The 24,599-nt window shown below is 45.1% G+C and carries 26 protein-coding genes; 6 read left to right on the top strand and 20 right to left on the bottom strand.

Going from position 1 to position 24,599, the window contains the following annotated elements:
* Positions 1 to 55 precede the first annotated feature (55 nt).
* Genes PATL_RS01275 through PATL_RS01265 form a run of 3 tightly spaced genes read right to left on the bottom strand, consistent with a single transcriptional unit; the run spans position 56 to position 1,428 of the window.
* Entirely contained in the window at positions 56 to 493 is a 438-nt protein-coding gene (locus PATL_RS01275; protein WP_011573180.1) for a secondary thiamine-phosphate synthase enzyme YjbQ, read from the bottom strand.
* The gene (locus PATL_RS01270; RefSeq protein WP_006993004.1) at positions 483 to 947 is read right to left on the bottom strand and encodes a chemotaxis protein CheX; all 465 of its coding nucleotides are present in this window, start codon (positions 945 to 947) and stop codon (positions 483 to 485) included. The genes PATL_RS01275 and PATL_RS01270 overlap by 11 nt, the downstream gene beginning before the upstream one ends.
* Positions 948 to 996: 49 nt before the next feature.
* Complete coding sequence (locus PATL_RS01265; protein WP_006993003.1) at positions 997 to 1,428, bottom strand: transcriptional repressor; 432 nt, start codon at positions 1,426 to 1,428, stop codon at positions 997 to 999.
* 334 nt (positions 1,429 to 1,762) lie between these two features.
* On the opposite strand from PATL_RS01265, the gene nudC reads away from it, so the two are divergent.
* Together nudC and hemE are read left to right on the top strand one after the other, a co-directional pair.
* Positions 1,763 to 2,578, top strand: coding sequence for an NAD(+) diphosphatase (nudC, locus tag PATL_RS01260; protein WP_011573179.1), 816 nt, complete (start codon positions 1,763 to 1,765; stop codon positions 2,576 to 2,578).
* A 251-nt stretch (positions 2,579 to 2,829) separates the two neighbouring features.
* The gene (gene hemE, locus PATL_RS01255; RefSeq protein ID WP_011573178.1) at positions 2,830 to 3,897 is read left to right on the top strand and encodes a uroporphyrinogen decarboxylase; all 1,068 of its coding nucleotides are present in this window, start codon (positions 2,830 to 2,832) and stop codon (positions 3,895 to 3,897) included.
* A gap of 74 nt (positions 3,898 to 3,971) precedes the next feature.
* Here hemE and PATL_RS01250 read toward each other — a convergent pair whose 3' ends face one another.
* The gene (locus tag PATL_RS01250; protein ID WP_011573177.1) at positions 3,972 to 4,742 is read right to left on the bottom strand and encodes a S1/P1 nuclease; all 771 of its coding nucleotides are present in this window, start codon (positions 4,740 to 4,742) and stop codon (positions 3,972 to 3,974) included.
* A gap of 59 nt (positions 4,743 to 4,801) precedes the next feature.
* Positions 4,802 to 6,148, bottom strand: coding sequence for a UDP-N-acetylmuramate:L-alanyl-gamma-D-glutamyl-meso-diaminopimelate ligase (gene mpl / locus PATL_RS01245; RefSeq protein ID WP_011573176.1), 1,347 nt, complete (start codon positions 6,146 to 6,148; stop codon positions 4,802 to 4,804).
* A 225-nt stretch (positions 6,149 to 6,373) separates the two neighbouring features.
* Here mpl and PATL_RS01240 point away from each other — a divergent pair, with 225 nt between their 5' ends.
* Entirely contained in the window at positions 6,374 to 7,345 is a 972-nt protein-coding gene (locus tag PATL_RS01240; protein ID WP_006992291.1) for a class 1 fructose-bisphosphatase, read from the top strand.
* A 93-nt stretch (positions 7,346 to 7,438) separates the two neighbouring features.
* Here PATL_RS01240 and PATL_RS01235 read toward each other — a convergent pair whose 3' ends face one another.
* From PATL_RS01235 to PATL_RS01175, 13 genes are all read right to left on the bottom strand, one after another.
* Positions 7,439 to 8,182 (bottom strand): type II secretion system protein N, encoded by a 744-nt coding sequence (locus PATL_RS01235; protein WP_011573175.1) that lies wholly within the window; start codon positions 8,180 to 8,182, stop codon positions 7,439 to 7,441.
* A complete protein-coding gene (gene gspM, locus PATL_RS01230) occupies positions 8,179 to 8,658 on the bottom strand; it encodes a type II secretion system protein GspM (protein ID WP_011573174.1) in 480 nt (159 codons plus the stop codon). Before gspM ends, PATL_RS01235 begins: the two co-directional genes overlap by 4 nt.
* Position 8,659: 1 nt before the next feature.
* Positions 8,660 to 9,853, bottom strand: a complete 1,194-nt coding sequence (gene gspL, locus PATL_RS01225) for a type II secretion system protein GspL (RefSeq protein WP_011573173.1) — start codon at positions 9,851 to 9,853, stop codon at positions 8,660 to 8,662.
* 79 nt (positions 9,854 to 9,932) lie between these two features.
* Positions 9,933 to 10,937 carry a type II secretion system minor pseudopilin GspK gene (gspK, locus tag PATL_RS01220; protein ID WP_011573172.1) on the bottom strand — a complete coding sequence of 335 codons (1,005 nt, stop codon included), beginning with the start codon at positions 10,935 to 10,937 and terminating at the stop codon, positions 9,933 to 9,935.
* Complete coding sequence (gspJ, locus tag PATL_RS01215; RefSeq protein WP_157043433.1) at positions 10,934 to 11,626, bottom strand: type II secretion system minor pseudopilin GspJ; 693 nt, start codon at positions 11,624 to 11,626, stop codon at positions 10,934 to 10,936. Before gspJ ends, gspK begins: the two co-directional genes overlap by 4 nt.
* Positions 11,619 to 12,014 carry a type II secretion system minor pseudopilin GspI gene (gene gspI, locus PATL_RS01210; protein WP_011573170.1) on the bottom strand — a complete coding sequence of 132 codons (396 nt, stop codon included), beginning with the start codon at positions 12,012 to 12,014 and terminating at the stop codon, positions 11,619 to 11,621. The genes gspJ and gspI overlap by 8 nt, the downstream gene beginning before the upstream one ends.
* Positions 12,011 to 12,619, bottom strand: coding sequence for a type II secretion system minor pseudopilin GspH (gene gspH / locus PATL_RS01205; RefSeq protein ID WP_011573169.1), 609 nt, complete (start codon positions 12,617 to 12,619; stop codon positions 12,011 to 12,013). Before gspH ends, gspI begins: the two co-directional genes overlap by 4 nt.
* Before the next feature lie 42 nt (positions 12,620 to 12,661).
* Positions 12,662 to 13,102: a type II secretion system major pseudopilin GspG gene (gspG, locus tag PATL_RS01200; RefSeq protein ID WP_006992299.1), complete on the bottom strand. Its 441-nt coding sequence runs from the start codon at positions 13,100 to 13,102 to the stop codon at positions 12,662 to 12,664.
* Positions 13,102 to 14,322 (bottom strand): type II secretion system inner membrane protein GspF, encoded by a 1,221-nt coding sequence (gspF, locus tag PATL_RS01195; RefSeq protein ID WP_011573168.1) that lies wholly within the window; start codon positions 14,320 to 14,322, stop codon positions 13,102 to 13,104. Before gspF ends, gspG begins: the two co-directional genes overlap by 1 nt.
* 1 nt (position 14,323) lies before the next feature.
* The gene (gene gspE / locus PATL_RS01190) at positions 14,324 to 15,901 is read right to left on the bottom strand and encodes a type II secretion system ATPase GspE (protein ID WP_011573167.1); all 1,578 of its coding nucleotides are present in this window, start codon (positions 15,899 to 15,901) and stop codon (positions 14,324 to 14,326) included.
* Positions 15,902 to 15,903: 2 nt separating this feature from the next.
* Positions 15,904 to 17,973 carry a type II secretion system secretin GspD gene (gspD, locus tag PATL_RS01185; RefSeq protein ID WP_011573166.1) on the bottom strand — a complete coding sequence of 690 codons (2,070 nt, stop codon included), beginning with the start codon at positions 17,971 to 17,973 and terminating at the stop codon, positions 15,904 to 15,906.
* 5 nt (positions 17,974 to 17,978) lie between these two features.
* Positions 17,979 to 18,881: a type II secretion system protein GspC gene (gene gspC / locus PATL_RS01180; protein ID WP_041713135.1), complete on the bottom strand. Its 903-nt coding sequence runs from the start codon at positions 18,879 to 18,881 to the stop codon at positions 17,979 to 17,981.
* Between the two features lie 96 nt (positions 18,882 to 18,977).
* Entirely contained in the window at positions 18,978 to 19,673 is a 696-nt protein-coding gene (locus tag PATL_RS01175; protein ID WP_011573164.1) for an SDR family oxidoreductase, read from the bottom strand.
* Between the two features lie 158 nt (positions 19,674 to 19,831).
* On the opposite strand from PATL_RS01175, the gene hslR reads away from it, so the two are divergent.
* A complete protein-coding gene (gene hslR / locus PATL_RS01170) occupies positions 19,832 to 20,248 on the top strand; it encodes a ribosome-associated heat shock protein Hsp15 (RefSeq protein ID WP_011573163.1) in 417 nt (138 codons plus the stop codon).
* A gap of 32 nt (positions 20,249 to 20,280) precedes the next feature.
* The gene (gene hslO, locus PATL_RS01165; protein WP_011573162.1) at positions 20,281 to 21,174 is read left to right on the top strand and encodes an Hsp33 family molecular chaperone HslO; all 894 of its coding nucleotides are present in this window, start codon (positions 20,281 to 20,283) and stop codon (positions 21,172 to 21,174) included.
* A gap of 54 nt (positions 21,175 to 21,228) precedes the next feature.
* Here the strand turns inward: hslO and envZ are convergent, their stop codons facing one another.
* The gene (gene envZ / locus PATL_RS01160; RefSeq protein WP_011573161.1) at positions 21,229 to 22,527 is read right to left on the bottom strand and encodes a two-component system sensor histidine kinase EnvZ; all 1,299 of its coding nucleotides are present in this window, start codon (positions 22,525 to 22,527) and stop codon (positions 21,229 to 21,231) included.
* A 25-nt stretch (positions 22,528 to 22,552) separates the two neighbouring features.
* The gene (ompR, locus tag PATL_RS01155; RefSeq protein WP_007983803.1) at positions 22,553 to 23,275 is read right to left on the bottom strand and encodes an osmolarity response regulator transcription factor OmpR; all 723 of its coding nucleotides are present in this window, start codon (positions 23,273 to 23,275) and stop codon (positions 22,553 to 22,555) included.
* 396 nt (positions 23,276 to 23,671) lie between these two features.
* On the opposite strand from ompR, the gene PATL_RS01150 reads away from it, so the two are divergent.
* The gene (locus tag PATL_RS01150; RefSeq protein ID WP_011573160.1) at positions 23,672 to 24,574 is read left to right on the top strand and encodes a phosphoribulokinase; all 903 of its coding nucleotides are present in this window, start codon (positions 23,672 to 23,674) and stop codon (positions 24,572 to 24,574) included.
* The last annotated feature ends 25 nt before the right edge of the window (positions 24,575 to 24,599 follow it).

The raw sequence follows: 24,599 nt of genomic DNA, 5'->3' as shown, positions 1-24,599 counted from the left end.
CGATATAACGACCGACTTAACGTCGATATATATTCTGATTCAGTGTGTAAAATATTTATTGGCCGGTAATTGTTGCAATCACGCTACGCTCACCACCATGATTTCTATGCTCTCCCAAATATATTCCTTGCCATGTACCCAGTGCTAACCTTCCGTTTTGTATAGGAATGGTAATGTTGCTACCAAATACACTGGCTTTAATATGTGCTGGCATATCATCCGAACCTTCATAGTTATGCAGGTAATATGCCGCATTCTCTGGAATAGCTTGATTAATGTGACTCTCTAGGTCTGACCTGACTGTTGGGTCTGCATTTTCATTAATCGTCAAACTGGCACTTGTATGCTGAATAAACAGATGCAGAATGCCAATATTTACCGTCGTTAAAACTTCTAACTGCTTCCCTATTTCATCTGTGATGAGATGAAATCCTCTAGGTTTAGCACGAAGGCTTAACTGAAATTGTTGCCAAATCGGTAAACTATTTGTCAAAACACATCTCTAAATACACTTTGCCGTGTTCATTAGCGAATGGCATGATCAATTTACGACCAGATGCCGTGTGACTTAGTGTATGATTTTTACCGAAAACTACAACCGGTGTTGCCATACCAAAATTGTAACCAAGTTTAGCTAATTCGTTTTTTGCACCACCACAAATCATATTGGTGATTTCACCAACCATATCGGCCACGTCTTCATTGACCGATTCTAGTTGCTCTCCGAGCATATTATGCATAACTTTAAGCGCAATGCTGGTTTCAAAAGTAATTGACAGTGACCCTTTTACATCGTCACCAACCATACCAATTAAACCTGACACATCACCTTTCGCCGCAGAATCCGTTTTCTTCTGTGGCTTGCCTGGCACCAACTCTAATTGCGCCATGGTACTGAGAACGTTGCGTAAAGCGGCAATGAACGGATTTATAAACTCTGCATTCATTTTTGCCATACTTCCTGTTGATTACTAAGTATCTGCACTGCCTTGAACATTATTGGCATGCTGTACACAAACCATGCGCCTCAATAGTTTGTTTTGAAACCTTAAACCCATGGGACTCAGCATGCTTGACTAAGGTATCTTGCAACCCTTCAGACTGAATTTCTTTAACCAAACCACAATTGTCACAGATTAAAAACTGCACTGGATGGCTACAACCAAAATGATGGCAAGCAACAAATGCGTTGGTCGACTCCAATCGGTGGATCAGACCGAACTCAAGCAAAAAATCTAAAGTACGGTAAACAGTCGCAGGCTTGGCATTCGTTTCCGTTTCTTTCAATGTATCAAGCAAGTCATAGGCGCCAACAGCCCCTTCTTTTTCTAACAACAGGGCGTACACTGTTTCTCTTAAATGGGTAAAACGTGCACCTTTTTGCTCACAATATTGACGTGCTTTTTCTACTTGCGATCCAATACTCATCTTTATGCTGCAGGCCTTCCAGTTAATCAAGCTGTCCTTTAAACGTAAAAGAATAGCGCTCAATCAGAGTTATCTGATTATTTTAGCGAAGTATATCACTCATCTAATAGGGTTTGTATGAATAGTAGCTTGATTTACTTCATAAAGTTGAGGAATTAGTACGCATAATGAGTATCATTGTGGACAAGCATTTCTTAACGAAAGCTGAACCAATCCGTTTTAGGCGCAAAATGATAAATCGCTAAGATGTCATTCTTGCATTCTCTCCTACAAAAACGTTCATCGTGTAGGTAGCAGTATCATTTTAGTGCCGATGAATAAGTGGTAAAAATCTATGATCAAACAAAATGTAAACATTAATGTTGATACCCCAAGCATCTGGTTTATTTTCAGCGCCGAAAAACTGTTAGTGCCTACAAAGCAGCCTGGTCCAATTATCGAAACATGGAAAAAGCTAGAATTTGCTCACGCATATGAAGAGCAAGTTGTGCAGGTAGGGGAGCATAATGGACAAGTTTGCTATCTCGTCGATATGGGCAATGAACTCATCGAACAAGCGGGATTACAACTAAGTCACCTCAGATCGTTATTGCTTCATGATGAAATGGATATATTTTCTGTGGCAGCCAGAGCTTGGCAAGTTGCTCTATTTTTGCGTACTCATAGGTTTTGCGGCCAATGTGGCTCTACCATGCAGAAAATAGATTGGGAAATGGCCATGCACTGTCATCGCTGTCATCACAGATGTTATCCAAGAATATCGCCCTGCATTATTGTTGCTATTCGCCATGAAGACAAAATTCTACTAGCACAAGGCAAACCCCAGAAAGAGCGCAATATGTTTTCAACATTGGCTGGTTTTGTTGAAAGCGGAGAAACCTTAGAGGACGCTGTTCACAGGGAAGTATTTGAAGAAGTGGGTGTCGCGATCAAAAATATCAGATACATGTCTAGCCAACCTTGGCCTTTTCCACATTCATTGATGGTCGGCTTCTTAGCAGACTTTGATAGCGGCGATATCAATGTGGATGGGCACGAGATCATCGAAGCCCACTGGTTTAAGTTTGACGAGTTGCCAAATATACCACCGAAGTTTTCTATTGCCGGGCAATTAATCGAACGCACGATTGAAGAAATTTGCCAAAACTGAAAAAAACACCAAGCATAAAAAACCCCACTTTGAGTGGGGTTCGAATATTTTAGCGTCTAAGTCTCGTTTTTTCGAGCTTCTTATTGTTAGTTTGCTTTCGCAACATTGTTATAACAGAGTTTCTGGTTATGTTGCAAGTTTTTACAAAATTTAGGTTGATTTCGCTTCTACCTTAAGATTAACAGGGTACAATGTCGGCTTTTTTGGCCTAGGACTGGCGCACTACTTTCACAGATGTATAGAGGAAATTCATGAATTCGTTAAAAAACGATCGTTATCTACGCGCTTTACTTCGCCAACCAGTCGATGTCACCCCTGTGTGGATGATGCGCCAAGCAGGCCGTTATTTGCCTGAGTATAAAGCAACGCGCGCGCAAGCCGGTGATTTCATGTCATTGTGTAAAAATGCAGAGTTGGCATGCGAGGTGACGCTACAACCTCTTCGTCGCTTTGATTTAGACGCCGCTATACTGTTTTCTGACATACTCACTATCCCAGATGCAATGGGCTTAGGATTGTATTTCGAGCAAGGGGAAGGCCCGAAATTCTCTAAACCAATTACATCTATGGCGGACATCCAAAATCTACCCGCACCGGATCCTGAGCAAGAACTGCAATATGTGATGAATGCAGTGCGTACCATTCGTAAAAACTTGCAAGGTGAAGTACCACTTATTGGTTTCTCTGGCAGCCCCTGGACGCTAGCCACTTACATGATTGAGGGCGGTTCCAGCAAGGCGTTTACTAAGATTAAAAAGATGGCGTTTAGCGATCCTCAAGCGCTGCATTTATTACTCGATAAACTCGCTGACTCTGTCATTTTATATCTTAATGCTCAAATCGATGCTGGCGCTCAATCCGTCATGGTGTTTGATACTTGGGGCGGTGTATTATCGCCTCGCGACTATCAAGACTTTTCACTGCAATATATGCATAAAATTGTTGATGGGTTAACCCGTGAAAATGATGGGCGTAAAGTACCTGTCACCTTATTCACCAAAAACGCTGGTATGTGGTTAGAGTCCATAGCCGCGACGGGTTGTGATGGAGTAGGCTTAGATTGGACTATCGATATCGACAACGCTAAAGCCCGCGTGGGTGATAAGGTTGCTTTACAAGGTAATATGGACCCATCCATGCTTTATGCCGCACCAGAGCGGATAGAGCAAGAAGTACAGAAAATACTAGCAGGATTCGGTGAAGGCCCAGGGCACGTGTTTAATTTAGGGCACGGCATTCATTTAGATGTTCCCCCCGAAAACGCTAAAGTATTTGTCGACGCAGTGCATAAATACAGTGCTCAGTATCACAAAGGCTAAACATTAGTTACCAGTACATCTAATAAAAAGGCAGCGAATTCGCTGCCTTTTTGCTATCTGCTATTGGCCAATATTTATTTATAAATCTCATTCAAATAAGCAGCAATTCGAATACCTGCCATTTTTAGGCGCTGCTTCGCTTGCGGTAAATGATGGTATAAGTAATCCCAAGATATCGTTTCTTGCGAAGGGTAAATCTCGTCGCGAATTTTCACACTTTCTGCTATCCAAACTTTAGGATCAGTTGTGTTCCAGTCATTTATATCCTGCGCGCTAATTTTGCGATTCAATATTGCTGTCCACTCGGTATAAGAAAGCTGACGCTGATCAAGAAGCTCACTATCCCACACTCTGTGCAAGTTAGAATCCTGCCAAAAAAAGTTCACTTTAAAATCATTACCGCCACGGTCAGTGCCATTTCCAGCATGCAAAGGCTGATGCAAATCTCCGATTATATGCACGATAAAGCGTAGTGCGAGTTGCTTTTCTGCTTTGCTGGTCTGGCTGCTGGTTAAATTTGCCGTAAACATTTTTAAAGCCGATACGCCATCCCCCTGCTCAGGTGCACCGACATCTGCATAAGTCTGACCTTTAGGAATAGTCACATAGTGAAACGGACCTGCTTTTTTCTGCCAAAAATCATCTGGGCTTGAGCGCATTTCATCGGGGTAAGTCGAGGCTTCGGCCAAGTCTTCAGTTGGTAGCAAAGCACTGATAGCCGCTTGAGCCTGTGGCGTGAGATGTTGCTGCGCAATTGCACCTGTTACTCGATGTCCTATTTGCCCCCAAGCCAACACATTGACGCTGAACGAAGCCATAAGAAGGCCAACTATAAATTTATACATGAATGAAAAGTCCTAAAATTTTACTTATACGAAGACAGAGTATTAATAATTGTGTACTTCTACTGTGACAGTTTTTGTAATAGCCGCTGGTGTATACCACCAAATCCACCATTACTCATAATCAACACGTGATCGCCAGGCTGAACGTAAGACAAAATAGACTTTTCTAATATGTTCAAGTCATTGTGCAGTGATGCCGTTACCTCACTTTGCGCCAATAGCGCATCCATTGACCAACTAAGGTTACTTGGCTCATAAATGAAAACTTGGTCCGCCGCAGACCAAGACTTCGCGAGTGTTTGCTTATGTACACCCATCTTCATTGTGTTTGAGCGAGGCTCAAGCACCGCTAAAATACGGGCATCGCCTACTTTTGCTCGCAGTCCTTCCAGGGTTGTAGCAATAGCGGTGGGATGATGTGCGAAATCATCGTACACCGTGATGCCATTGACAGTGCCTAATATCTCCATACGTCGTTTGGCATTCACAAAACTGCCTAACGCCTCAATAGCCACTTCAGGTAACACACCTGCGTGACGAGCAGCAATAATGGCCATCATGGCATTTTGTACATTGTGCAGGCCTAACAGCGACCATTTCACCCTACCAAAGGACTTACCCTTATAGATCACATCAAACTCACCGCCATCTGCAGAGCCGTTTTCTGCTTTCCAATCGCTACCCACAAATTGCACTGGCGACCAACAACCTTTATCTAGCACTTGTGTAATCTGGTTATCTGTCTTTGGCGCAATCACCAATCCGTTTCCGGGTATCATTCGGATAAGATGATGAAACTGCTTTTGAATATCTGCGATGCTATCAAATATATCAGCGTGGTCGAACTCGATATTGTTAATCACTAGCGTACGAGGACGATAGTGAACAAACTTCGAACGTTTATCGAAAAAGGCACTGTCGTATTCATCTGCTTCGATAACAAAAAACGGCGTTTCACCCAAACGAGCAGAAATATCAAAATTCTGTGGAATACCACCAATCAAAAAACCAGGTGACATTCCCGCAGATTCTAATATCCACGCCAACATACTTGATGTGCTGGTTTTGCCATGGGTACCTGAGACCGCTAATACCCAGCGGTCTTTAAGAACATTTTCCAATAACCATTGCGGGCCACTAGTATAGGGAATTCCTCTGTTGAGTACGTATTCAACTGCAAGATTGCCCCTAGAAAGCGCGTTGCCGATCACCACCATGTCAGGCTGTGGATCAAACTGGTCTTCACCGAAACCTTGGGTTAGCTCAATGCCTAGTGCCTCGAGCTGCGTACTCATTGGCGGGTAAACATTATTATCAGAACCGGTAACCTTATGACCCATCGCTTTAGCTATTGCCGCAATGCCGCCCATAAACGTCCCGCAAATACCTAAAATATGTAGATGCATATAATCTTTTCTGGGATAAATAGGGAGGTAGATTACCAGATTCCTATGCCGGTTCGCACTGACAAGATGACAAATTCATCAACAAGTCTACAAACAGGATTATTCGGTGCTGAGTTTTGCGAAAAATCCAGTTACACTGGTCTTTACGTACTTAGCGAGCATAAAAACAACAATATTCGCCGGTATTTCTGTCCCTACAATCATGATAAAAGGTCAAAATAACACATGAAAAGACTCAACTCGCAACTGCAAGAAGACGGCGCTCCGATGGAGCTCATCCTGCTACTGAGAACACTTTTAGCAGGGTGCAAAGAGATATCATTTAGGGTCAGCCAAGGGGCGTTAGCTGGAGTGTTAGGCTCAACACTAAGTGAAAACGTACAAGGCGAAACACAGAAGAAACTGGATGTTATCTCCAATCAAATTTTAAAAGACATACTCAGTGAATCTGGCTATGTAAAAGCCATATCATCTGAAGAAGAAGACGACGTAGTGGCTTGTAATCCCAACGGGAACTATTTAGTCAGTTTCGATCCCCTTGATGGCTCATCAAACACGGATATCAACAGCTTGATCGGTACGATATTTTCCATTACCCACGCTCCGCAGTGGATGGATGCCGATGATCCATCAGCATTTCTACAGCCAGGTACGCAGATCGTCGCTGCTGGCTATGTGCTATACGGCCCAAGCGCTATGCTCGCACTTAGCACAGGTCGTGGTACGCATTTATACACGCTTGATAAAACCCACGGTGGTTTTTTGTTAACTCAAAAAAATATTCAAGTGCCTGCACAAACCTCTGAGTTTGCTATCAATGCGTCTAATCAGCGCCACTGGGAAGACCCGGTACAAAATTACATTGGCGATCTAATTGCCGGTGAAGACGGTCCTAGAGAAAAAGATTTTAACATGCGCTGGGTAGCCGCCATGGTAGGCGATATTCACCGGGTACTTAGCCGAGGCGGCATTTTCATGTACCCATTTGATAGACGTAACCCTGAAATGCCAGGGAAATTACGTTTGCTATACGAAGCAAACCCAATGGCTTTTTTGATGGAGCAGGCCGGCGGCTTAGCCTCTACAGGACAAGGGCGAATACTAGAAGTCATGCCCACTGAGATTCACCAACGAGTACCTGTCATTTTAGGCTCTAAGGAAGAAGTAGAGACCTGTTTGAGCTATTACAAGGCTTAAGCCTCGCTCAAACTGACTTGCAATAGTTGGTATATATAAAAAAGGCGCTTTTAAGCGCCTTTTTTATATTTGTTACGTATCCTCGCGACAACACTAGAATTTGACAGGATAATAGCCTTGCGCATCTTTCTTACCAAAAAATTGCGCCGCTTGATGCACTTCTTCCGGTAGATTTTCATCTGGTTTAAAGCGGCCATTGATGCGAAATGCCAAGTCACTAGGAATATGCGCAACGGCACTTAACCCAAAGCTATTCGGCTCATTAATCGTCATCACCACTTCTTTGTTTTCACACTTTAGGTTGGCTTCAAAATTACCCAACTCTATATCTTGCTGAGTGCCCTGTACTTTCGCTTTAAGCCATAAACCTTGGCCAGTTAGTACTTGGCATTGCTCGGTATAATCCAACTCCTGCAGGGATATTTTGAAACGCCCACTGGCATTCACTGGAATAGGCAAAGGCAAACTAGTAATCACTAAACGAGTAGGTAAGAAAACTTGAACATCTTCACCTTGCACATGTCCGTTAGATATCGCCACATGACCTTTAACAGAGATATCGTCCACTTCGCGAATATTACCTGCATCGACATCGATGGCGGCCGTGCCAGTGAGTAACGGCCAAAATGCCAATTGCCATTTAACATCTCGTATGGGTAAACCCTGTAACGTGACGGTATCTGCTTGTCCATTCCAAATGGTGCCTGAGACTCCGCTGACGGTAATATCAGGTGGTAACTGCACCTTTGCAATCACGTGTACTGCGGGGAGTTTAGCAATCAAAAAAACAACATAAATAATCAGGCAAGCTATTACCCATTTCACAACTAACTTCATGATTTACCTAATTTCAAACGACGAATTTTGACTTGTCCTGGAGCATCGGCTTCAGCAATATCTAAATCCAAAATGCTGACTCCCATCTCCTCAAGCGACTTAAGCCAATCTAGCACTCCGTTAAACGGTGCCTGATCAACCCACACTTGCAGCTCATCACCTTGCGGCTGCATGCGCGCAATAGGAATATTAGCGTTCGCAGCAGTCTGATTTGCCGCTTGGGCGAGTGAACCGTTAAATCCTGCGCTTACTCCTTTAGCCGCGCGTAACTGTATTGCACGATTGGCACTTTTCTGAACCCAGCTTAATAATGATTTTTGCGAATCAAGCGCCTTTTGATCTCGTTCGATCGCTTGGTTCAACGGAGACCACACCAACCAATAAAACATTCCAACGACCACCACCACGGCTGAAATAAGCACCAAGCGCTGTTCTCGTTCGGTCAATTGACTGAATTTTTGCTTAAGGGTATTCATCTTAACTCCTTACCAACAATGAGCCGTAAACCAGATCGTTGCGGTTATTGATGGCGCCCTGCTCTACTTCAAAACCTTGCGCTTCGGCTAAACGCTTGAACAGCTCTAAAGACTCGAAGTTAGCTGCCATCGCTTGCATACGTAGTTCTCTTCTTGATGCATCGAACTTTACGCTAGAGGGCTTTACTTGGCTTTTAGCAAAGGCATTTGCAAGCTGGTCCATCATCACCAGCATAGATGAGCCACCTGTGCCTTGCTCAAGCGCGGCTAACTTGGCGCGCATAGTTGCACGAACATCACGATAAGCCCCTGCGTTTGGGAAGGCTCGCGTAAATTCCGCCTTTATCTGACTGGAAACCAGCGCTCTTTCGCTACTTAATTGCTGCTGTAAAGCAACCTTGTCAATCAACGTTGTGCACAGCGCGACAATGGCCAATACCGCGGCTAAACGCCATTTCTTGAACTCCCCGCCTTGCTTTTTGCGCGATTTAAATTCACCTTGCAGCAAGTTGAACTGCGTTGTTTGTGAACCACTTGCCAGTATTTTCATCGGCATATCAACGTGCTGCTCTTGCAGCAGCACGTTATTTAATTCTTGCGAAGACAAACGACTGAAGTTGTCCAGCGACAAGGGAATTGGTTGCTGCTTTGCGTGATGGTTAATGGCCTGAACCAACCAGTTTTTCTCACCTTGAATACCCGCCCACTGGTCTTGTCGGATAAGTAACTGCTCACCCAATTCGAGCACTGCCCAGCCAGATGTAGGTTCAGGCACGGCCAAAATGTCTGGCACAATTCGCTCACAATGCAAACCTGCATCAGCCAATTGAGTTCGCCACGCTTGCAGTCGTATTTTACTCACCACAGCAACTGCTTGTTGGTTATCTTTACGCCCACCGAGCGCGAAAAACTGGCTGTCAATATCGCCGCTGATTTCATCCTCAAGCATAAACGGGATAGCCGATAGTGCTTTGCGCCCGGCTTTACTAGGAAGCGTGACCCATTTGAGTAATACATCGCTAGTCGGTACCAGTGCTGTGATGGGACGTTGCCCCGCTCGGTCTTTTAAAGACGATAAATGCGCTACACCGGGAAGTTCACCGCTGGCTATGACGTCATCCTCATTGGAAGAGCAGACAATCCAATGGATAACATCGTCATCATTCGAACCCAATCTAACTATTAACTGTTCCATTATGCTAGCCTGCTTTGGTCAATACACATTTCGTTGTCCCCACTGTTCACTGCCGGTGGATTTTCATTTTTAGCGTTTATCATTGTATGCCAAACTCTCTTCGCAGTATGCTCACGTTCTGGCTGTCATCTACGGTGAATACGGTGACCATGGAAAATGTGGCGTTATTATACGTAGTCTTCACCTTCAATAAGAAGTGCTGCGTGGTGACATCAAACCAATCTTCTCTCTCGGTAGGCATGTTTAAAGCTGACACCGTATTCACGGCCAAAAAGTCATCTTTGGTTTTATAACCATCATTTGGGCGATTGGAGATGACATCTTGTGCACCTGACTCATCTAACCCCGTTAAAGCAGCTAATACCACCACGCTGTCTTCATTTACCGTGTTCACATTGATTTTTAATTGATCATCACCTGGTATCACACAAACCTGCTCTAAAATATCGTCTAACCATGCGTTACTGACGCCATTCACTAACCGTAATTCTGATTTATGCGCCATTAAACTGTTTGCCGCAAGATAGGGAAACTGACGAGATTCATACTCGCTATCTTCTGCGCCCTGTTGACTCATCTGGCTGTCCGCATCGAGCCAGTCGACGAGCGAATCACTAAAGGTATCAATGTCATAGGTACTGATATCGGCATTAATGTTGGTCATTAAACGCTTAAAGGCCAGCTGACGCTCGCTGACACCTGAATTTGAATCAGAGCCTGTACTGTTTTGCGCACTTGCTTGTAGGCTATTAATATTAAAACAGCTCTGCATATCAAATAGCTGAGCTTGTATTCCCCCACCTTCAAGTGGGTAAACGAAAGGCTCTGACCACTGCTGGTCTAGATGAATCACTCCGTCGCTATTCTCAAGTAGGAACTTTATCGACTTTTGCGCGTATTGTTCAGCCCCCATGGCATACCAGTAAGCTTGGTTATTGTCCTTGATATTCGATGCGCGTTTTACTTGTAGCTGTAACCTTGAGCCCATTTGCGTTGCTAATACACTTACTAGGGCAACAATCAGCAATACAATAATCAGCGCGACGCCTTTTTGGTGCTTTACAGTTGCAACGCTCAACCTCATGAACTCGCGCCTGATAACAAAAACTCACGGCGAATTAGCCCAAAGTCTTGACTGGTAATTTCTATGGCGACAGCCTTAGGCAAAACCTCATCGCTGTAATCATCTTGCCACGCAGAGTCGCCCTCCTCATCCTCATCAACCGGTATAAAATACACTTTAAAATCATCAATGTTCTCGAGTAGCACTTTCACTTTGGGCTCGTAGCCAATAACATTATCCACATAGTTGCCGTACAAACGCTGTAATTGGCGCTCCTGCACCCGAAAACCCACACCTTGTAATGTGCTACGAGGCAAGCGTAGCTGCGGATTATGCCAGCCGCCATGCACAAAAACTAACCCGTCATGATAGCTGTCTAACACCCCGTCACCACCTAGCATGACGCGCCCATTCGCTTCGCCCTCCACTCTAACGGGACGCGCAACAGCCTGTAATATATCACGCTCAAGTGTCAGCATTGCTCGCTGCAATGTTTGTAGTTTCTCAAAACGTTCCGTGGAGAGCTCATCGCTATCGATTACGCTTGTCAGTACACCTGTGCTGGCGATACCAATTAAGGTAAAAATCGCCATGGCAATAAGAATCTCTAACAAGGTGAAGCCGTGCTCTGCCCTACGCTTTACTGAAGCGTTTAAACATCCTGCAGGTGAAACAAGTTGGTAAGTAGGGGCGAGAGCTGGCTTACACATCATCATCTCGCTTAGCTACAAAGGTCACCACAGATGTGATTGGCGCAGATAACTTCGCGTCAAGGGCAACGCTCACCTCCACCGACATAAGCTCGCTATCATTCGTTTTGATGACTTTTTGCTGCCAATACCATGTGCGGTCTGCCATGGTTTGCTCCCCTTTGGCATTATCTTTTGGGGGCCACTGGCTCGATAACTGTAGTTGTGTCAGGCGATTATTCGCCACCCAAGTAGCAAAGGTAATTTCTTCAATTTGGCCAATACTGCCCAGGTGATCACTCGCGGCCTTCATTATCGCGGTGGCTGTCATGGCAAAGATCACTAAGGCAACCATCACCTCTAGCAGTGTCATACCCTTTTGATGGCAGCCTCCGGCAAGTGACCTCATAAATTTTCCAACGGCCCTTCTACCGCAACCGGCAGAGAATCTTGTACATTTACTCGAAAATAACTGGCAGCTTCAGACGAAAAATCAGGCTCAAAGGAAAATGCCAGTGAAAACGGGGTGATATCACCGCTGGACAATAAAAACACTTGAGGAGGCGGCAATTTTTTCTCTTCTTCATCACCGATACTTATTTCATCATCACTGAAAGACAATTCAGCATCGATAGATGACTCATTAAACAAGCTGTCGTCAGTATCCCAAGGCAGATCGTTTAACGCTAATTCAAAGGTGAACTCATCAGGCAAGGTATGCGCTTCAAAGGTTTTATCACCAGATATAAGCTGCCAGTTTTGCTCCTCATCCAACATCACAAAGCTGTATTGGCTTTTGTCTTCATCTACATACAAACCAAGCTGTTGTTGGTTCAGCACTGCGTAATCTGAGGCCATACTAAACACGACTTGAAAGCGTTGTACTTGCTGTTTAAGCCTGTCTTGCCCACTTTGACCACTGATATTGAACACCACAGTGCCCGCCAAAAGCCCCATGATAACTAACACCAACATCACCTCTAATAAGGTGAAACCACGTTGTATGCGAGTCATAATGCTGTTCGTTTTGTATGAAGCTGTCTGGGCACCTGCAAGCTAGCCTAAATAGTCATTAAGGTTCCAGTTACCAATATCATCATCAGTGCCGGCTTCGCCATCAGGTCCATTTGAGAAAATATCAATCACCCCGACTTCCCCTGGGCTAATTAGCTGATAGGGATTGCCCCAAGGGTCCTCAGGTAAACGCTTGATGAATCCACCGTCTTGATAATTACGAGGAATGGGATCGATGGTAGGAATGGTAACTAGGGCATCAAGGCCTTGTTCACTGGTAGGAAACACGTTATTACGCAGCTTGTACATTTCTAGTGCGCTTTCAAGCTGCTGAATATCCACTGCCGCTTTTTTCAGTTGCGCTTGTTCTTGATTACCTAAAATAGACGGGGCGATCATCGATGCCATAATGCCGATAATTAGTAGAACGACCATGACTTCAATCAAGCTAAAGCCGCGCTGTGTACGTTGTAACGTTTTCATTAAAGATTCACCATGTTGTTTAAAGCTAAAATAGGTTGCAGGATGGCCATTACGATAAACAGCACAATACCCGCCATAGAGACAATTAAAAGAGGCTCGAACACTTTCAAAGATACCCCAACCAAGGATTCAAACTCTCTGTCTTGGTTGTCCGCTGCGCGCCCTAACATTTGCGTCAGCTCACCACTACGCTCCCCCGATGCAATCATATGCATCATCATGGGTGGAAACATTTTGGTACGCTCTAGAGCCGCACGCAGGCTTGAACCTTCTTTTACATTGACTGATGCACCTTTGACCTCGTCTCGAATGTACAAGTTCGCCAACACATCACTGGAAATTTTCATGCTCTCAAGTAAAGGCACCGAGCTAGAGGTCAGAATACTTAATGTTCGAGCAAAGCGTGCAGTATTTAACCCTTTAGAGACCTTTCCCAATAAGGGTAAACCTAGAATAAAATGATGGTAGCGTTTTTTCATCGCAGGTTGTTGCAGCACGCGACTTAGAACAACAGCCGCCAATGCAAAAATCACAATCAATAGTAAACCGTAGTTTTGCATCCATTCACTGACGCTGATCAGCACCTTAGTAATGGTGGGCAAATCTTGCCCCATGTGATCAAATTGGCCGACAATTTTCGGCACCACCACGGTGAGTAATAAGATCACTATTCCCATGGCAAAAAACATCATAAGCGTAGGGTAAACCATGGCTTGGGTTATTTGGCTGCGGGTTTGTTGACGCTTCTCAGTGTAATCCGCTAAGCGATTAAGCACCGTATCTAAGTGGCCAGACTTTTCACCCGCTGCGACCATAGCTCTGAACAGCTCATCAAATACGTGAGGGAATTCCGCCATGGCATCCGCTAAGTTGTATCCCTCTACCACTTTACTGCGTACCGCCATCATCATGTTTTTCTGGCGAGGTTTTTCAGATTGCTGCGCCACAGCCATTAACGCTTCTTCAATGGGCAAAGAGGACTCTACCAAAGTCGCTAACTGACGCGTTAACAAGGCTAAATCAGAGGCAGAAATTTTCGGTTTGAACAATGAAAACTGTTTGGCGGACTGGCGCTCCTTTTCCGCGACTTGTTCGACTTCTAGCGGAATAAGTTGCTTTTCACGCAGTTGCTGACGTATTTGGCGAGCATTGTCACCTTCTAGTACGCCACTTTTATTTTTACCGCTTTTATCAATCGCTTTATATGCAAACGCTGCCATTCTAGTCTTCTCGCGTTACACGCAGGACTTCTTCTAGTGAAGTTTCTCCGCTCAAGACTTTTCGACAACCATCATCACGAATGCTAGGCGTATTTTGACGTATGTATTTTTCAATAGCTTGCTCGCCGTGACCGTTATGGATCAGCTCGCGTATGCCTTCATCGACAATCAATAATTCGTGAATACCGGTACGCCCGCGATAACCAGTATGGTTGCACGCCGCGCAACCTTTAGGTCGACACACCTGATGACTGGCTTCGCTGCCAATAGCCACACCTAAAATACTGCACTCTTGGGCGCTAGGTTCGTGGGTGGTTTTACATTGTGGGCACAAGGTTCTTACTAAGCGCTGTGATAAAACAGCCAATAAACTAGACGACAACAAGAATGGCTCTATGCCCATATCTTCCAAGCGCGTAATCGCCCCTGCAGCGGTATTGGTATGCAGTGTCGACATCACCAAATGGCCTGTTAAACTGGCTTGCACACCAATTTGCGCGGTTTCTAAGTCTCGGATTTCCCCAACCATAACCACATCAGGATCCTGACGTAAAATCGCCCTCAAGCCTCGTGCGAATGTCATGTCGACTTTAGCATTGACTTGGGTTTGCCCTATGCCTTGTAAATCAAATTCTATTGGGTCTTCAACGGTAAGAATATTACGATCTTTTGAGTTGATTTCGCTTAATCCCGCATACAAGGTTGTGGATTTACCAGAACCTGTAGGGCCAGTCACCAAAATAATGCCATGGGGCTTACGAATAAGACCGGAGAAATGCCCGCGGTTAACTTTGGTCATCCCTAGATCTTCAAGATTTAAGCGTACATTATTCTTATCAAGCAAACGCAGCACCACGCGCTCACCGTGGCTTGATGGCATGGTCGATACCCGCACATCAACCGCTCGACCGGCAATGCGTAAGGTAATGCGTCCATCTTGGGGAACACGCTTCTCGGCAATGTCCATTTTCGACATAACCTTAATACGAGACACCAACATTGAAGCCATCTTACGATTCGGTTTTAAAATTTCTCGTAATACACCGTCAACCCTAAAGCGCACCAACAACTGGGTTTCAAAGGTTTCAATATGAATATCAGATGCGCCTTCTTTGATGGCTTCGCCCAACATGGCGTTAATCAATTTGATGATCGGTGCATCATCTTCACTTTCTAACAAGTCTTCTGTGTCAGGTAACTCTTCGGCAAGCGCAAATAAATCACTTTCATTGCCAATATCTTCCATTAGCTGTTTAGCCGCTGACGAGTCGCGCTGAAATGCGCTGGTCAGTAACGTTTCAAACTGGCCGCTTTCAATTTCTCGCAATTGAAAAGGCTGCCCCAAAAAGCGCCTGACTTCAGCAAAAATAGCAAAGTCTGTCTCATTGGTATGATAAAGCAGTGCAGGCGTTTCCGCGGTTTCTAGCAGCACTTTATGGCGCTTAGCGAAACTGAACGCAAGCTGCTTGTGTTCAGCATCTTCTATGGGGGCATCTACATCTGTGCCCGCAGCAACGAGGGCCTGCTCTTCGGCTTCCACAGTACTTATTGATTCTGTGATCGTTGAATCAGAGCTCATGGCTACTCATCATCCTTTTGCTGCGCGGCTTTTTCAGATTGCGCTCTTTTTTCCATATACTCGCCATAGGAAGGCGGCAAAGCTAAGCCATCGTCCCATTCTGGTAACGCTGGGTTTTCAGAAAATGGCATTAACGGGATGCCCTCTGACTGGCGCTTAAGCTGTTCAGCGCGAATGTAATTGTACTTTTTACGACTAATATCGCTGGCTGTTACCCCATCGCGAATAATCGTAGGACGAATAAACACCATCAAATTACGTTTAGATTTACTGGTAGTAGTCGACTTAAACAAGTTTCCAAGATAAGGGATATCACCCAAAATAGGCACCTTAGACACGCTCTCTTGCACATCATCATCAATTAATCCACCCAGTACAATCGTGCCTCCATCGTCCACTATAACGGTGGTTTTGATCTCACGTTTGTTGATCAGAATATCCACTGAGGTTGCGCCGCTAATACTTGATACCTCTTGCTCTATAAGCAGTTGTACTGCGTTACCTTCGTTGATTTGTGGGGTAACTTTAAGCTTAATACCTATTTCTTGACGCTCTACAGACTGAAATGGGTTGGTGTTATTCGAACCGGTTGTGGAGCCTGTGATAATCGGTACTTCTTGACCCACAATAAAAAAGGCCTCTTCATTATCAAGGGTCGTTAAATGCGGGGTAGACAGTACGTTCGAGTTAGTATCTGTGCTCACCGCTTGCAGCACTGCGCCCCAACCATCTTTTACTGCCCCCACCAAGAAACCATTTACGCCACCAAGCAGTGAAGCAAGGGCGGTGTAGTCTCCTTCTGTTGTTTCATCAAATGAGTACGGGTCGCCATCATCATCAAAACCAACTGTGGTTGTCGTTGTATCTTCTGCTTGTTCTGCGGCAACGGCTAATGAGCCAATACCTACCACGTTACCATTGCTAAACTGCTGCGCACCGTATTTTTCACTTGCCCATTGCACACCAACCGTGGTGCCGTCGCCTTCAAACACTTCCACGATTATCGCTTCCACTTGTACTTGTGCGCGGCGGATATCTAGTTGGCGGATAACGTCTTCTAATGAACGCATCATATCTGGCTGGGCGGTGATAACGAGGGCATTGGAATCTTCGTGGGCTTCAATACTGATATCACGCGCCGCTTTACTGGTTGATTTCGCAGCACCTTGCTCTTCGGCTTGAATGCTGGCACTAACCCCTTGCAATACTTTGACTAGTTCTTCTGCTTTGGAATATTTAAGGAAGATAACTCGCGTGTTACCGCTGGTTTCTAATTCCTGGTCCATGCGTTCAATCAGATTCACGATACGCTGGCGCGCTTTGATATCACCACTGACCATAATACTGTTTGTTCTGTCATCAGCCACTACGCGAGGAGCATCTTTGCCACTTGCGCTGGCTTTACCCGTGGTTTTATTAATGCTCTCGATGATGCGTACTAACTCTGTGGCCGAGGCGAATTTTAGCTTCACGATTTCCACTTCTTCATCGCCGGCTTTATCTACCCGCTCAATGATTTCCACCAACCTATTTACCACTGCAGCTCGCCCCGTTAGCATCATTACGTTTGATGCATCATGGCTAACGACATTGCCGCCGCCTGCTTGGTCATTTAGTTGACGCAAAATAGGAGCAAGTTCACGTACCGGTACGTTATACACTGGCATTACCCGGGTAATCATTTCATCCCCGTCAAACGGTGTGCCCTCAACAACGGGCAAGTTTGATGTTTTTGCGTCTTTTGAACGTACCACTTTGACTATACCCGTCGGCATTTCAACCACGGCATAGCCATACACTTGCAATACGTTTAAAAAGAATTGGTAATACTGTTCCTCGTTTAACAGATCGTAACTGCGAACAGATATCTTGCCGCGCACATTGGGGTCAACAATGATGGTCTTTTTGAGGTTTTTACCCACAATATTAATGAATTCACCGATATCAGTATTTTTAAAGTTAGGTGAGTATTCGTTGGCTGCTACAAAAGTTGACGCAGAGAAAAATGCGGCCCCAATAATAAGGCACAAGCTGGGTAAAATATTACGGCTTGTTCGCTGGATAAAATTCATTCTAGTTATTCCTGTTCCGCATCGGGTAATTCTAAAAACAAGGTCAGCAAATCGTTGTCTCGGCTGACGGTAATTTGTAAGGATTGCGCACCGCGCAATTCGCCCATGGCCTCAACAGCTTGCTGAGGATCGGTTAAATTCAAACCATTGATATCAGTAATGACATCACCATTTTGCAAACCTGCCGCTTTAAACAGTGCAGGCTTTTTACCTGGACTGACGCGATAGCCTTGTAACTCACCATCGGCGCTATGGGGAGCGACCGAGATAAACTCAGTAAAATTAGCAGGTTGCTGCTGAAGCATACGCGTGGCATCTATCACGTCATCAGATAAAGTAATCACGTTATCTTGTATCGGCGAGGGAGAAATTGCAGGTGCAGGACGACGAGGGGTAATCGTGCGTTTTTTATTGGCTTCATCAAAATCAACACCATCTAACATAAGGGTCTCATTTACCACACCATTACGGATAATGACTCGGTCACGAAACACTTCACGTAACGTAGCATTGGTGCCAATGATCTTTTCGCCTAGGCCGTAGGTGTCTTGACTACCTCGGTTTTCAATAATAGCGGCACCTTGCTCTTGCACTGAGCTGGTGACTACACCAGTCAGTGTCAGGTTTAATTTTGTTTCAGGTGCATCAGTAACGGTTTGCTCAGCCACAGGAGAGGCTTGAAAATCGCCAAATAAATTAAGTCGTTTTACGGCGTTTAAATTGAGAGTGGAATTATTGCCTGAGGCTATCGGGGCAAGACGCGTTAATGGCGCATCATTATGTGCCAATTCGCTTTTGGGCCATAAGCGCCAGGTCAACTCGGCTAAATAGGCTAATAAGAAAATCACTAATACCGCCACAACAACGCGATTTATCAGCTGCTGGTACTTAATTAAGCTTAGCCACAAGTGATTGAAATTATAGTTAGTGATAGTTCTTTTCTCGTTGTTGAATCTTATAAATCATCGTCTGAGCAATACTCAGACGAGCATAAACTAAATGCTTCACCAAGGGAGCTGCACCCCATTTTCATCAAAAAAATGACCAGTATCCGCTATGGTTAACCGCTCAATTAAGGTAACTATTTTTCGCGACGCATTTTGTACTGTACTTGTTGCATCTTGTCCACCCATATCAGTTTGAACCCAACCTGGGCTTAGCGCGCAAATAACTTGCTGGCTGGCCTGATGCTGGATTGCAAAACGACGCGTAAACATATTCAACGCCGCCTTACTCATGGCGTAAGCGTCTAACGGTGCTTGAGCAAACTTGTCACTTTGGGCGATAGAGGCAACCCCTGAGGATAACTGAATAACGCGCGCTTGTGAGGTTAACGTATCGTGCAATGCTTGGCACATTAAGCTGGGCGCCACGCTGTTAACCAGAAAATTATTCATAAAGGCTGTCTGCGTCCATTCACCTAGGGGTTCGTTGGCGCTCACACCGGCATTATTAATCAGCACATCAATTTTGAACTGACCTTGCACACGCTCTGCCAACTGCTCGATTGACGCCTGTGAATGAAGATCAGCGTGCATGATGTGCATCCTATCTTCATTTTGCGCTTTTAACGCGAGTAAGTCTGTTTGATCAGCACTTGCACGGCAGACGCCGATAACCACATCCCCTTGTGAAAAATATTGCTGGCATAGCCCTAAACCCAAACCACGGTTAGCGCCTGTGACAAGCACAGTTTTCATCGGTTAAATTTTCCTTTTAGGGGCTGTGGGCGTAACATAAACCACTTATATTTTATTATTATTTTTAAATTTCTTTCCACCAATGATAACGAGTCGCCATCGGGGTCACAACTCTATTAAGCATTCGTTACGAAAATATTACATATCGGCCACTCTTTATGCCAAACAACATGCAAAACAGCAAAAATTCTTTTACAGAACAAAGTGTTCGCTTAGATAAATGGCTTTGGGCTGCGCGCTTTTTTAAAACACGTGCTCTCGCCAGAGAAGCGGTGATGTCAGGCAAGGTCAGTTACAATGGCCAACGGTGTAAACCTAGCAAGGCGGTAGAGCTCAAAGTTACAATAAAAGTTCCCCAAGGATACGATGTAAAAGAGATCATCGTGGTAGAATTAGCCGAACATCGTCGTTCTGCTCCGTTAGCCCAGCGGATGTTCGAGGAAACCCCGGAAAGCCTCGCACAACGTGAAAAAAATGCTGAGATGCGAAAGTTAAGTGCTTTTCATAGCCCCAAGCCTGATCAGCGCCCTGACAAGAAACAACGCCGACAAATTATCCAACTTAAACACCAGTAATCAGCGAAAAGCTGCTACATAGAGAAATTATTATGTCTTTTGACCAATTGCATCGTTACCTTTTCAATCAAGCTCATGTGCGTGGTGAGCTCGTTAGATTAGAAAACAGCTACCAATCTATTTTGGATTCTTACGCTTACCCACCCGTCATCCAGAAACTACTTGGTGAATTAATGGCAGCCACATCACTACTGACTGCCACATTGAAATTTGAAGGGGATATTGCCCTGCAATTACAAAGCGATGGCCCGGTAAACTACGCCGTTATCAACGGTACTCATGATCAGCAGTTACGTGGCGTAGCGCGATGGGATGAGTCGTTGGCTGAATTACCTACTGACTTTAGTCAGCTGTTTACAAAAGGTATTTTAGTGATCACTATCACCCCTGAAGACGGTGAGCGTTATCAAGGAATGGTGGCGTTAGATAAACCGACCTTAGCAGAATGCATTGAGAGCTATTTTCAACAATCAGAGCAACTTGCGACCAAAGTCATTTTGCGCACCCAACAGACGGATAGCGGCGCAAAGGCCTGTGGCATGTTCTTGCAAATTTTGCCCACCAGCAGTCAGGCGACAGCAACCACCGACACCGGATTCGAGCATTTAGCGAAGCTGACTGAAACCATTAAAAATGAAGAACTGTTTAGCTTACCCGCTGAAGATATTCTTTATCGCCTTTACCATCAGGAAGAGATTGAAGTTTACCCGCCAGCTGACATTATTTTTAAATGCAGTTGCAGCCGAGAACGTAGCGCGAATGCATTAGCTGCAGTGGAAAAAGCGGAATTATTGGATATTGTTGCCACTGAAGGCGCTATCAAAATGAACTGCCAATATTGTCATCGTGAGTATCGCTTTGATGAAATTGACGTACACGCAATTCACGCGGGCACGTTTGCGATGGACACTCAAAACGACCAATAATTGCAAGCCCAAGCAATCAGGCTTACATGCGTAAACCCTACTTGCCCTTGTTCGTTAAGGGCAAGTGTGAGGAATAAAAATACTGGCGATCAAACCACCTTCAGGGTGGTTTTTTAATGTCACTTCGCCGCTGTGCATATCGACAATTCGCTTGATAATGGCAAGCCCTAACCCTGAGCCCAAACTGCCTCTGGCCTTATCGCCTTGAGTGAAAGGTTTGAACAAACCTTCGATTTGCGTATCAGGAATACCTGGGCCGAAATCTCGGATCGAGAAAAACAGCAAATTACGCGCCTTATCGTAACCAGAGCGAATTTCAATGTCTTCGCTACCATAGCGAAAAGCATTTTCAATCAGATTATCTAACACCCGCTTAAGCGCGACCCTGCGCATACAAGCGGTAGGGATAGGTTTTAGGTGTAAGTGGATATTGTGGTGCTCTTCAATGTTACGTACTTGAACTGCATCACGGATAAGATCGTTGACGTCCACGCCAACCATGCTTTCTTGTTGATCTTGACGCACATAATTAATGAACTGATCAATAATTTCGTTCATGTCTTCAATGTCGTTCACTATGCCCTCTTTTAGCCAATCTTGGGCTTCAGGGAGCATTTCGGTGGCTAAACGAATGCGGGTCAAGGGTGTGCGTAAATCATGAGAGATACCGGCCGTTAACAGCGCCCTGTCATCTTCAAGTTGCTTTATTCCCTTTGCCATTTGATTAAATGCCTGAGTAACAGCCATCAATTCAGTTGAGCCTTGCGCTTCGAGCGGCGGCGGTATATTTCCTCGCCCTACTTCAATAGCCGCATGTTGCAAGGCTTGCAATGGTTTATTCAGCCTGCGCACGAATATCCAACCGCCGGCGACACTCAAAATACCGATCACCAGCAAGTAAATGGTCAATGGCGAAATGTCCGACTCACCGTGGCTTAGCATGGGAATAGTGACCCAGACGCTAGGATCTTGTGGCGGTTTAACCCAGACCAAATACGGATTCCCCTGAGTAATACGTACTTCCGCTTCGCCGCCGAGTTTCAAACTCATTTGGCGCGACAAATAAGGATAATAAATCGCCTGCTCTACCCCTTCCTCTTGCGCTTTTTCATTACTCAATAAGCGCATACCAGTCGCGGCAAAAAAGCGTTTATGCAGCTCGGGATCTTTATGGTCGATTTCTTCGATAAAGACGAGGTTGATCTGGGTGGCCAACAAGTTATTGATTTGCTGGTAACTGGGGCGGATGAAGTAGTAGGTCACAGACAGATACGATACCACTTGATTGATCAGCAACAACATACCAATCAGCAGTACCGTTTGCCCGAAAGCACTTTTAGGAAGGAATCTCACGTTCTATTAACTACGCTAGCGACGGCTAGGCTCCACCACCGTCTGGTACAAAAACGTAACCTAGGCCCCATACGGTCTGAATATAACGCGGGTTTGCAGGGTCTTCTTCAAGCATGCGGCGTAAACGAGATACTTGCACGTCGATGCTACGCTCGAGTGCACTGTAATCACGGCCACGCGCTAAGTTCATTAATTTATCCCGCGATAACGGCTCGCGAGGATGAGTGACCAAAGATTTAAGCACAGCGAACTCGCCACTGGTCAATGTCATTGGCGTACCTTCACTCGACATTTCACGCGTGCCCAAATTCAATTTGAACTTGCCAAACTCAACAATTTGCTCAGCGTGAGACGGCGCACCAGGTGCTTCAACGACTTTTCGGCGTAACACCGCTTTCACCCGAGCCAATAACTCACGAGGGTTGAAGGGCTTGGGTAAATAATCATCTGCGCCCATTTCAAGACCGATAATACGATCAACTTCATCGCCTTTGGCCGTTAGCATCACAATAGGAATTTCATTTTCTTTTTGACGTAAGCGGCGGCAAATAGACAAGCCATCTTCCCCAGGCAACATCAAATCAAGTACCATCAAATGGAAATTCTCACGTTCTAGCATGCGATCCATTTGTTCTGCATTGGCAGCCGCTCGCACCTGATAACCCTGCTCAACCAAATAGCGTTCAAGCAAGCTGCGTAAACGCATATCATCGTCTACTACTAAAATTTTTGTGGTTTCTTGTCCCATTATCGGATCCCTTTATCACAGTACAGCCACTATAAGGTAAAGCGCTGAAATTCCAAAGCATCCTCTGGATTTGCAGCATTTTGGTTTGTTACAAAGTTTGTCCCGTGACGCACGTCACATCAGCCATGTAGCGATGTAGCGATGTAGCGATGTAGTGTTACATTTTTAGTCGTGACGCAATCCGTTAGTTTATTTGAACTGCTCAACCTAGCAAAACAATCTATGTGAAAAAAACACCACGTACTAACTCGCGTTGACACACGCCTAGCTCGCTTTCGCACAAGGCAAACCCTGTCTTATGCAACGCCAGTATTTATAACTAAATAAGAATAGCGCTTGACCCTAACTAGCCGCTTGCATTTAAATGGTACTCATTTTTTCCATCAAGAAACCTACATGTCTGTAAAACACCCAATTATTGCAATCACTGGTTCTTCTGGGGCTGGCACCACTTCAACCACCAATGCGATCCGCCATATCTTTCGTAATTTGTCGGTGAATGCTGCTGTTGTGGCTGGCGATAGCTTTCACCGTTTTACACGCCCAGAGATGGAAGTCGAAATTCGTAAAGCCCAAGAACAAGGGCGACACATTAGCTATTTTGGCCCCAAAGCCAATGATTTCGTGATGCTCGAACAATTGTTCAGTGAATATGCTGAAACGGGTAAAGGCAAACACCGCCACTATTTGCATTCGTTTGACGAAGCGGTTCCGTTTAATCAAATGCCCGGTACCTTTACGCCGTGGCAAGAACTGCCAACCAATACCGACGTGTTATTTTATGAAGGCTTACATGGTGGCGTAGTCACGGAAGAGGCCGACGTTGCAACCCACGTAGACTTATTGGTCGGCATGGTGCCCATCGTAAATTTAGAATGGATCCAGAAAATAGTGCGCGATACTGCAGAGCGTGGGCATTCACGAGAAGCCGTCATGAGCAGCATAGTGCGCAGCCTAGACGATTACTTTCAATATATTACACCGCAGTTTTCTCGTACCCATGTAAATTTTCAACGTGTACCAACAGTTGATACTTCAAACCCCTTTAGCGCCCGGGAAATTCCCAGCCAAGACGAGAGCTTTGTTGTTGTGCGTTTTCGCCGAGAAATGAAAACCGTTAATTACCCCTACTTACTGCAGATGATCGACGGTGCTTTTATGTCTCGTATCAACACCTTAGTGGTGCCAGGTGGTAAAATGGGCTTGGCCATGGAGCTCATCCTCACGCCTTTATTAGAAGAGATCCTCGACAAAAAACGCCGAGCGGGTTTTCAAATGGACTGGGTCTCAGATAAATAATCCATTGAGCAATTAACATGGTATA

The sequence above is a fragment of the Paraglaciecola sp. T6c genome (genome assembly GCF_000014225.1).
GTDB classification, from domain to species: domain Bacteria; phylum Pseudomonadota; class Gammaproteobacteria; order Enterobacterales; family Alteromonadaceae; genus Paraglaciecola; species Paraglaciecola atlantica_A.
Note: the sequence above shows the minus strand (reverse complement) of the source record. Positions and strands in the feature narration are given on the sequence as shown.

Excerpts from the sequence above, each read along its gene's own strand:
- PATL_RS01270 (WP_006993004.1), bottom strand. The coding sequence starts at position 947 with ATGAATGCAGAGTTTATAAATCCGTTCATTGCCGCTTTACGCAACGTT.
- PATL_RS01265 (WP_006993003.1), bottom strand. The coding sequence starts at position 1,428 with ATGAGTATTGGATCGCAAGTAGAAAAAGCACGTCAATATTGTGAGCAA.
- nudC (WP_011573179.1), top strand. The coding sequence starts at position 1,763 with ATGATCAAACAAAATGTAAACATTAATGTTGATACCCCAAGCATCTGG.
- hemE (WP_011573178.1), top strand. The coding sequence starts at position 2,830 with ATGAATTCGTTAAAAAACGATCGTTATCTACGCGCTTTACTTCGCCAA.
- PATL_RS01250 (WP_011573177.1), bottom strand. The coding sequence starts at position 4,742 with ATGTATAAATTTATAGTTGGCCTTCTTATGGCTTCGTTCAGCGTCAAT.
- mpl (WP_011573176.1), bottom strand. The coding sequence starts at position 6,148 with ATGCATCTACATATTTTAGGTATTTGCGGGACGTTTATGGGCGGCATT.
- PATL_RS01240 (WP_006992291.1), top strand. The coding sequence starts at position 6,374 with ATGAAAAGACTCAACTCGCAACTGCAAGAAGACGGCGCTCCGATGGAG.
- PATL_RS01235 (WP_011573175.1), bottom strand. The coding sequence starts at position 8,182 with ATGAAGTTAGTTGTGAAATGGGTAATAGCTTGCCTGATTATTTATGTT.
- gspM (WP_011573174.1), bottom strand. The coding sequence starts at position 8,658 with ATGAATACCCTTAAGCAAAAATTCAGTCAATTGACCGAACGAGAACAG.
- gspL (WP_011573173.1), bottom strand. The coding sequence starts at position 9,853 with ATGGAACAGTTAATAGTTAGATTGGGTTCGAATGATGACGATGTTATC.
- gspK (WP_011573172.1), bottom strand. The coding sequence starts at position 10,937 with ATGAGGTTGAGCGTTGCAACTGTAAAGCACCAAAAAGGCGTCGCGCTG.
- gspJ (WP_157043433.1), bottom strand. The coding sequence starts at position 11,626 with ATGTGTAAGCCAGCTCTCGCCCCTACTTACCAACTTGTTTCACCTGCA.
- gspI (WP_011573170.1), bottom strand. The coding sequence starts at position 12,014 with ATGAGGTCACTTGCCGGAGGCTGCCATCAAAAGGGTATGACACTGCTA.
- gspH (WP_011573169.1), bottom strand. The coding sequence starts at position 12,619 with ATGACTCGCATACAACGTGGTTTCACCTTATTAGAGGTGATGTTGGTG.
- gspG (WP_006992299.1), bottom strand. The coding sequence starts at position 13,102 with ATGAAAACGTTACAACGTACACAGCGCGGCTTTAGCTTGATTGAAGTC.
- gspF (WP_011573168.1), bottom strand. The coding sequence starts at position 14,322 with ATGGCAGCGTTTGCATATAAAGCGATTGATAAAAGCGGTAAAAATAAA.
- gspE (WP_011573167.1), bottom strand. The coding sequence starts at position 15,901 with ATGAGCTCTGATTCAACGATCACAGAATCAATAAGTACTGTGGAAGCC.
- gspD (WP_011573166.1), bottom strand. The coding sequence starts at position 17,973 with ATGAATTTTATCCAGCGAACAAGCCGTAATATTTTACCCAGCTTGTGC.
- PATL_RS01175 (WP_011573164.1), bottom strand. The coding sequence starts at position 19,673 with ATGAAAACTGTGCTTGTCACAGGCGCTAACCGTGGTTTGGGTTTAGGG.
- hslR (WP_011573163.1), top strand. The coding sequence starts at position 19,832 with ATGCCAAACAACATGCAAAACAGCAAAAATTCTTTTACAGAACAAAGT.
- hslO (WP_011573162.1), top strand. The coding sequence starts at position 20,281 with ATGTCTTTTGACCAATTGCATCGTTACCTTTTCAATCAAGCTCATGTG.
- ompR (WP_007983803.1), bottom strand. The coding sequence starts at position 23,275 with ATGGGACAAGAAACCACAAAAATTTTAGTAGTAGACGATGATATGCGT.
- PATL_RS01150 (WP_011573160.1), top strand. The coding sequence starts at position 23,672 with ATGTCTGTAAAACACCCAATTATTGCAATCACTGGTTCTTCTGGGGCT.